Here is a 785-nt window from a genome sequence, read left to right on the forward strand (position 1 = left end):
TATTCAACCATTACCCGAACACTTGAAGTGTTCGGGGGCAACATGACCCATATATATGACAACGTGAATGAGTCAGAAATAACGGATCTGGTGGCCAACGCCAAATTTAAAGATGCGATTTGGAGAAAGTGATGTCAGATCAAGTTAAATTTGTTTTGATGCCCGTTGAATTAAGTCATGAAGCTGCTACTAAACGAGCTAATGAGCAATTCGAAGAAAATTCAAAATTATTTAAAAACATGCATCGTGATTGTACTGAATTAGAGTTTTCACGATTGAAAAATCGTTGGCTAGAAAACCGCGTAAATCAACTTAAAGATCAATACCGCGAAATGGTTAAAGCTGTGGGAGTAACGACATGAAAGAGTTCGAACTTGGTATAGCGTTTTTATTAGATCTATCTGTTGGGATGTTACTGATTTATAGATTGGGAGGTTGGTGATGGAAATTAAACAATTAAATCCTGCTGAAGTTATTAGAGATGAAACGGGGTCTTGGATTCACCCTGAATTTCTAAATTATCTTAATACTTTAGCTAGTGAGGCTGATTTTTTTACTCGTGAAGAATGGACTGAATTAGAGCGACATTTCAACATTGAAGCAACGGTTACTTTTTGGATGGAATCTAGCGTATCAAGTGATGATTGGGAATCAATGATGGATGACTGTGATATCACTAAGTGGGAACCAATTGCCCCTCATGGATTTTTCTTAATTGATATTGGCTTTAGCGAAGATGATGCATACGCCCTTTTTGCTAGAACTAAACGTGAATGTGAGGTGGC

The 785-nt window shown here is 37.5% G+C and carries 2 protein-coding genes; both read left to right on the top strand.

The window, feature by feature from the left end; translation table 11 throughout:
- Window positions 1-131: 131 nt before the first annotated feature.
- Window positions 132-362 (top strand): hypothetical protein, encoded by a 231-nt coding sequence (locus tag M5121_RS15815; protein ID WP_249571706.1) that lies wholly within the window; start codon window positions 132-134, stop codon window positions 360-362.
- Window positions 363-441: 79 nt separating this feature from the next.
- Window positions 442-785, top strand: a 344-nt coding sequence (locus tag M5121_RS15820) for a hypothetical protein (protein WP_249571707.1), incomplete at its 3' end; no start/stop codon positions are given.

The sequence above is a fragment of the Acinetobacter sp. ANC5681 genome (assembly GCF_023488045.1).
Classification (GTDB): Bacteria; Pseudomonadota; Gammaproteobacteria; order Pseudomonadales; family Moraxellaceae; genus Acinetobacter.